This window comes from Novosphingobium sp. UBA6272 (assembly GCF_002440635.1).
GTDB lineage: Bacteria > Pseudomonadota > Alphaproteobacteria > Sphingomonadales > Sphingomonadaceae > Novosphingobium.
The window spans coordinates 109,514-116,067 of sequence record NZ_DJUW01000026.1; the positions used below are offsets into that span (position 1 = coordinate 109,514).

The 6,554-nt window shown below is 65.6% G+C and carries 6 protein-coding genes; 1 reads left to right on the forward strand and 5 read right to left on the reverse strand.

Going from position 1 to position 6,554, the window contains the following annotated elements; genetic code table 11:
- Positions 1–11 precede the first annotated feature (11 nt).
- The 3 genes from B2V17_RS11875 to radA are packed head-to-tail and all read right to left on the reverse strand — an operon-like array spanning position 12 to position 2,365.
- Positions 12–431 (reverse strand): iron-sulfur cluster assembly scaffold protein, encoded by a 420-nt coding sequence (locus tag B2V17_RS11875; RefSeq protein ID WP_292997923.1) that lies wholly within the window; start codon positions 429–431, stop codon positions 12–14.
- Positions 428–985: a CvpA family protein gene (locus B2V17_RS11880; RefSeq protein ID WP_292997925.1), complete on the reverse strand. Its 558-nt coding sequence runs from the start codon at positions 983–985 to the stop codon at positions 428–430. Before B2V17_RS11880 ends, B2V17_RS11875 begins: the two co-directional genes overlap by 4 nt.
- Before the next feature lie 12 nt (positions 986–997).
- Positions 998–2,365 carry a DNA repair protein RadA gene (radA, locus tag B2V17_RS11885; RefSeq protein ID WP_292997927.1) on the reverse strand — a complete coding sequence of 456 codons (1,368 nt, stop codon included), beginning with the start codon at positions 2,363–2,365 and terminating at the stop codon, positions 998–1,000.
- Positions 2,366–2,436: 71 nt separating this feature from the next.
- Here radA and B2V17_RS11890 point away from each other — a divergent pair, with 71 nt between their 5' ends.
- Complete coding sequence (locus tag B2V17_RS11890; protein WP_292997929.1) at positions 2,437–4,782, forward strand: patatin-like protein; 2,346 nt, start codon at positions 2,437–2,439, stop codon at positions 4,780–4,782.
- A gap of 87 nt (positions 4,783–4,869) precedes the next feature.
- Here B2V17_RS11890 and dnaJ read toward each other — a convergent pair whose 3' ends face one another.
- Both dnaJ and B2V17_RS11900 read right to left on the reverse strand, forming a co-directional pair.
- A complete protein-coding gene (gene dnaJ / locus B2V17_RS11895) occupies positions 4,870–5,997 on the reverse strand; it encodes a molecular chaperone DnaJ (protein WP_292997931.1) in 1,128 nt (375 codons plus the stop codon).
- 70 nt (positions 5,998–6,067) lie between these two features.
- The coding region (locus tag B2V17_RS11900) for an Hsp70 family protein (RefSeq protein ID WP_292997933.1) at positions 6,068–6,554 on the reverse strand (487 nt) is incomplete at its 5' end.

The window sequence follows — 6,554 nt, forward strand, 5'->3', positions numbered from 1 at the left end:
CGCCGCGCAGCTTAGGGAAGCGCGGCCAATGCGGCCTTCCACGGCAACAGGATCGCACCGTGCCGGGCGGGAAAGGAGCGCGCGGCGGCGATTGCGGTAAGGCCGGGCCAATCGGGAAATGGCGCATCGGGACCGGCGAGCCAGTGTTCGAGCGATGTCAGGCTTTCGGCCAGCTCTGCCCTGGTCCGCCCAGGCGCGGCCTCGGCAAACAGGGCCGCTGCGGCTTGCCCGATCGCGCAGGCATGCGCCTTTAGGCCAATCTGCGTGATCCTCCCTTCGGCGTCGCTAACTAGGCCCAGCTCGATGGTGGAACCGCAAACCGGCGCCCGCGATGAACCGCGCAATGGCAGCCCGTCGTTGAGTGGATAGCGGGCAAGACTGGTCGCCAGCCCGAGTACCTCGGGCGTGTAGAGCGCGGCGGTGCTGCTCACTTGCCGGAAAGCTTCGTCTTGACCGCCTCGGTGCCCAGCCGCTTGGCTTCTGCCTCGGCCGCGTTCTTGCGCCGTTCGGACAGCAGGCCGACAAGGTAGCGGCTGCTGGCATCGACGAACGGATAGGACCGGGACTGGGTTATCCAAGTCGGCCGGCCGGCCGCGCCCCAGATCGTGTCGTAGCCAAGCGCCAAGACCGAAAAGGCCATGACCACGATAACCATACCCTTGATAGCGCCGAAGCCGAAGCCCAATACTCGGTCGATCGGGCCGAGCACCGAGTTACGGCTAGCTTCGCCCAGGCGGTTCGAGAGCAACTTAACGATGGCATAGGGGACCAGCAGCAGGATCGCGAAAGCCAGCACGGCCGATCCGCTTTGTGTCTCGATGTGTGGCAGCAGCGCTGCGGTCAATGGGGTGTGCAGGTTCTTGATCGCGACCAGCGCAAGCACCCATGCGGCCAGCGCAAAGACTTCCTGAATGAAGCCGCGCATGAACCCGGTGATCGCGCCGAGGCCGACCAGGATCAGGACTGCAATATCAAAACCCGTCATATTCGCGGGAAACTAGGCTGCGCCCATGATCCGGTCAACGAGATTTGGCAGCAGCGATAGCGCGGTAAACTTCGTACCGCCGCCTGCCCCGCCCGCTTCGCCGGGACCGAAGGCGCTGGCAAAGCCAAGCTTGGCGGATTCGCGCAGCCGGATCGGCGAATGCGCCACCGGGCGAATCTCTCCAGCCAGCGACACTTCGCCGAACCAGACCGCGTCGGAGGGCAAGGGTTTGTCCGCCAGCGCCGAGACCAGCGCGGCGGCAACCGCAAGATCGGCGGCAGGATCGGTCAGGCGATATCCGCCCGCCACGTTGAGATAGACCTCAGCCGAAGAAAAGTTCAGCCCGCAGCGCGCTTCGAGCACGGCGAGCAGCATCGCCAGCCGGCCGCTGTCCCACCCGACCACCGCGCGGCGCGGAGTCGCCCCGCTGGCGAGGCGCACGATCAGGGCCTGAACCTCGATCAGCACCGGGCGGGTCCCCTCGATCGCCGGGAATACCGCGCTGCCGGCAACCGGTGTGTCGCGGCCCGAGAGGAACAGCATCGAGGGATTGCCGACCTCGGCCAGCCCCGCCCCTTCCATCGCGAAGACCCCGATTTCATCGACCGGACCGAAGCGGTTCTTGATCGAGCGGAGGATCCGGTACTGGTGGCTGCGCTCCCCTTCGAAGCTCATCACCACATCGACCATGTGTTCGAGCACGCGCGGCCCGGCGATCGAGCCGTCCTTGGTGACGTGGCCGACCAGGACCAGCGCCACGCCGTTTTCCTTGGCATAGCGGATCAGCTCGAACGCCGAGGCGCGAACCTGGCTGACCGTGCCCGGTGCGCCTTCGATCTGGTCGGAATGCATGGTCTGGATCGAATCGATTACCAGCAGCGTCGGCGGCGGCATCGTTGCCAGCGAGGTCAGGATATCGCGGACCGAGGTTGCCGCGGCGAGCGCGATCGGCGCATTGGCCAGACCCAGCCGGTCGGCCCGCATCCGCACCTGCCCCGCCGCTTCCTCACCACTGATATAGACCGCATTGCCTCCGCCGAGCGCGATCTTCGCCGCGGCCTGCAGCAGCAGTGTGCTCTTGCCGATCCCGGGATCGCCGCCCATCAGGACCGCCGAGCCCGGTACCAGTCCGCCGCCAAGGGCGCGGTCAAACTCCGCCAGTCCGGTAGTCCGCCGCTTCAGAACCTCACCGGGGGCGTCGAGTGCCTCGAACGCAATCGCCCGCCCACCGCTCGACAAGTCATGCTTGGTCGAAAAGACCGTGGCCGGCGCTTCTTCGGCCAGCGTGTTCCATTCTCCGCAATCGGCGCACTGCCCTTGCCAACGGTGCGTCACGCTGCCGCATGCCTGGCAAATGTAGCGTCGCTTTGGTTTAGCCATGCAATTGCCCATAGAGAGAACGTAAGAAGAACGCAATTGCCAGCAGGCTATTGGCGTGGAAAGAGGGGACCATGCGTCAAAAAGAACTTCGCATTGCCCTGGTCTGCTACGGCGGCGTCAGCCTGGCGGTCTACATGCACGGGGTGACCAAGGAGCTGTGGAAGCTGGCCCGCGCCAGCCGAGCCTATCACGGTGGCGCGGCGGCCGAAGGCGGGACCGAGGCTGTCTACCGCGCCCTGCTCGAACGGATCGAACGGCACTTCAAGCTGCGCCTGCGGGTTCTGCCCGATATCGTCGCCGGGGCCAGCGCCGGCGGGATCAACGGAGTGTTCCTGGCTCAGGCGATCCATTCGGGGCAAAGCCTCGAACCCTTGACCGAGCTGTGGCTGGAACGCGCTGATGTTGATGTGCTGCTCGACCCCGATGCTCGCCCAGCCTCGCGGATCGCCAAGTTCTGGGCGATGCCGATCGTCTACTGGCTGCTCAAGCGCCCCGGCAACGTCGTTTCGGCCAGCGTCGCCCCCGAAACCCGCAGCGAAGTGCGCAGCAAGCTCTCGCGCCTGATCCGATCGCGCTGGTTCGAGCCCCCATTCGGCGGTCTCGGCTTCTCACGGCTGCTGTGCGAAGCGCTTGGGGCAATGCGCAAGGGCGGCGCGGACGCACCCTTGCTGCCAGCCAGCCACCCGCTCGACCTGTTCGTCACCGCAACCGATTTCAAAGGCCATGCCCAGACCCTGCACCTCCACAGTCCGGAGAAGATCGAGGAAAGCGAGCACCGCTTGTCGATCGGGTTCCACGGGGTAACGCCGGCCAGCGGCGGGGAGCCCCTGGCCAATCCGATCGAGCTGGTCTTCGCGGCCCGCGCGACCGCCAGCTTTCCCGGAGCCTTTCCGGCGCTGCAACTGGGCGAAATCGATGCACTGGCCAAGGAACACGGCGATCCCTGGCACAGCCGCACTGCCTTCGTCGAACGGATCATGCCCGAGCACAGCCACCGCGGCGACGCCGATGCGGTGGCGCTGATCGACGGATCGGTGCTGGTCAATGCCCCTTTTTCCGAGGCGATGCGGGTGCTGCGCGACCGCCCGGCCCAGCGCGAAGTCGATCGCCGGTTCGTCTATATCGATCCCCATCCCGATGAAGTCGGCGGCCAGCGCCATGCTGATCCGCGCCCGCCGGGTTTTTTCCATGTGATCTTCGGCTCGCTCTCTTCGATCCCGCGCGAGCAGCCGGTGCGCGACAATCTGGAAGAAATCGAGCGGTCATCTCGCCAGCTCAGCAAATTGAAAGCGATCGTCGATTCGCTGCGTCCGGATGTAGAGGAGGCGGTTGAACGGCTGTTCGGGCGGACGCTGTTCTTCGACAGTCCCAGCGTCAAGCGGCTCAGCGCGTGGCGGGCCAAGGCCCAGCAGGCCGCCGCCGAACAGGCCGGGTTCACCTTTCAGGCATATGGCCAGGTCAAGGCTACCGGGATCCTGTCCGATCTGGCTGAGACAGTGTTGGCCGCCGCGCCCGAGCTGATGCTGCCCAACGCCGATCCGATTGCCGACCGGCTCTTCGGCTGGCTAACGCTGCACGGGCTTGACCATATCGGCGCAGCGCGTGGCGGGGCGAGCCCGGCTGCAATTGACTTTTTTCGCGACCACGATCTGGGCTTCCGCATCCGCCGCCTGCGCCTGCTCGCCCGGCGGCTCTCGGAAGATTGGGAAGATATCGACGCGGCCGCACCAGAAGCGCGGGAACAGGCTCGGGCCACGGTCTATCAGGCCCTGTCGATGTATTTTGACCGTGAGGCACGCGGCTCGCTTGGCCGCGATTTCGGATCGGTCGCGCGGCGGGTGATGGATGAACCCGGCGCAGTACTGAACGCAGTTGCCCAGCGCCGCCAGCTGGCTGCGACCGACGTGGTGGTTGATGCCCTGATGGTCGATTGCCTGGGCAAGCTGCCGCGCGAGCTGCGGCGGCGGATCCTGCTGACCTACCTGGGCTTTCCGTTCTACGATACAGTCACCTTGCCGCTGCTGCGCGGTGAAGGCCTTACCGAATTCGAACCCGCCAAGGTTGACCGGATCTCACCCGATGACTGCAATTCGATCCGCCCCGGCGGCGCTCACAAGGTGCTGCGCGGGACCGAATTCTACAACTTTGGCGCCTTCTTCAGCCGCGCCTACCGCGAGAACGACTATCTCTGGGGCCGCCTCCACGGCGCGGAACGAATGATCGACCTGCTCGCCTCGGCGCTGCCCAGGGGCATGGTGCTGGAACCGCAGGAACTGGCCCGCTTCAAGCGCGAGGCCTTTCTGGCCGTGCTGGACGAGGAAGAGGGGCGGTTGAAGGCCGATCCGGGGCTGGTGGCGGGAATCAGGGCAGAGGTGACGGGCGTTGACCAACATGGGGCTTCGACAGGCTCAGCCTGAGCGGGTTCCAAGGTGTTTTTCTCACCTCCGCTCAGGCTCAGTACTGAGCGTGTCGAAGTATCGGAGCCCCCGCTGCGTACGCGCCCCCTACCCTCCAAACGCTTCCTTGATCCGGTCAAAGAAGCCCTTCGACTGCGGGGTTTCATCCCCGGTCTCGGTTTCCTGCAACTCGCGCAGCAGCTCTTTTTGCCTGGCGCTCAGCTTGGTCGGGGTCTCGACCATGATCTCGATCACGAGGTCGCCGCGACCTCGGGCCTGGAGCACCGGCATGCCGGCCCCGCGCTTGCGCAGTTGCTTGCCCGACTGGATCCCGGCCGGGATGTCGATCACGATCCGCTCGCCATCGAGGCCGGGGATTTCGATCTCACCGCCCAGCGCCGCCGTGGTGAAGGCGATCGGCACGCGGGTGACCAGCGTCGTCCCTTCGCGTTCGAACACGTTGTGCCGCTTGATGTGGATGAAGATGTAGAGATCGCCCGGCGGCGAGCCAAACGGCCCGGCCTCGCCCTTGCCGGCCAGGCGGATGCGGGTGCCGGTATCGACGCCCGGGGGAATGTTCACTTCGAGCTTTTGCGGAGTATCGACCCGGCCTTCGCCGCGGCAGGACCGGCACGGCTTCTCGATCACTTCGCCGCGGCCGTGGCAGGTCGGGCAGGTCCGCTCGACCATGAAGAAACCCTGCTGGGCGCGGACATGGCCGTGTCCGCCGCACAGGTTGCAGCGGCGCGTCCCCGTGCCGGGTTCTGCGCCCGAGCCATCGCAAGGTTCGCACTTGGCGGAAACCTCGATCTCGATCTCGGCCTGCTTGCCGTGGAACGCATCGTCGAGCGAGACTTCCATGTCATAGCGCAGGTCGGCGCCGCGCCGCGCCTGCTGGCGCCCGCCTCCTCCGCCAAAGGCCGAACCGAAGATCGTCTCGAAAATGTCGCCAAGGTCGGAGAAACCGGCGCCAGCGCCCTGCTCGCCGCCACCGCCGGACATGCCCTGCTTGAAGGCTTCGTGACCGAACCGGTCATAGGCCGCGCGCTTTTGCGGGTCCTTCAGGCAGTCATAGGCCTCGCTGATTGCCTTGAACCGCGCTTCGGCATCGGCATCGCCGGGGTTCTTGTCCGGGTGCCAGCGCATCGCCAGCTTGCGATACGACGATTTGATCGCCGCATCGTCGGCGGTGCGGGTAACTTCCAGGAGTTCGTAATAGTCGGCTTCGACAGACATGGTCGCCCCTCAACGAACAGGCCCGCCGCCGCGCTCATGGCTGCGGCGACGGGCCCGATCCACGGCCTGTTTAGCCCTTGTTGCCTTCGTCGACTTCCGAGAATTCGGCGTCGACCACGTCCTCGGCCGCTTCGGCTGCGGCGCCTTCTCCGGCAGGAGAAGCCTGGGCGGCCTGCTCCTTATCGTAGATCACCTGGCCCATCTTCATGGCCTTGTCGGTGAGCGCCTGGGTCTTGGCGGTCATTTCATCGGCATCGCCGCTTTCGATCGCAGTCTTGGCCTCGGCAATCGCGGTCTCGATCTCTGCCTTCAGATCGGCATCGATCTTGTCGCCATGCTCGGCCAGCTGCTGCTCGGTCGCATGAACCAGACTGTCGGCATTGTTCTTGGCTTCCGCCGCCTCGCGCCGCTTTTTGTCCTCTTCGGCAAACTTTTCCGCGTCCTTGACCATCTGGTCGATGTCCGCATCGGAAAGCCCGCCCGAGGCCTGGATCTTGATCTGCTGCTCCTTGCCGGTGCCCTTGTCCTTGGCACTGACGTTGACGATGCCGTTGGCG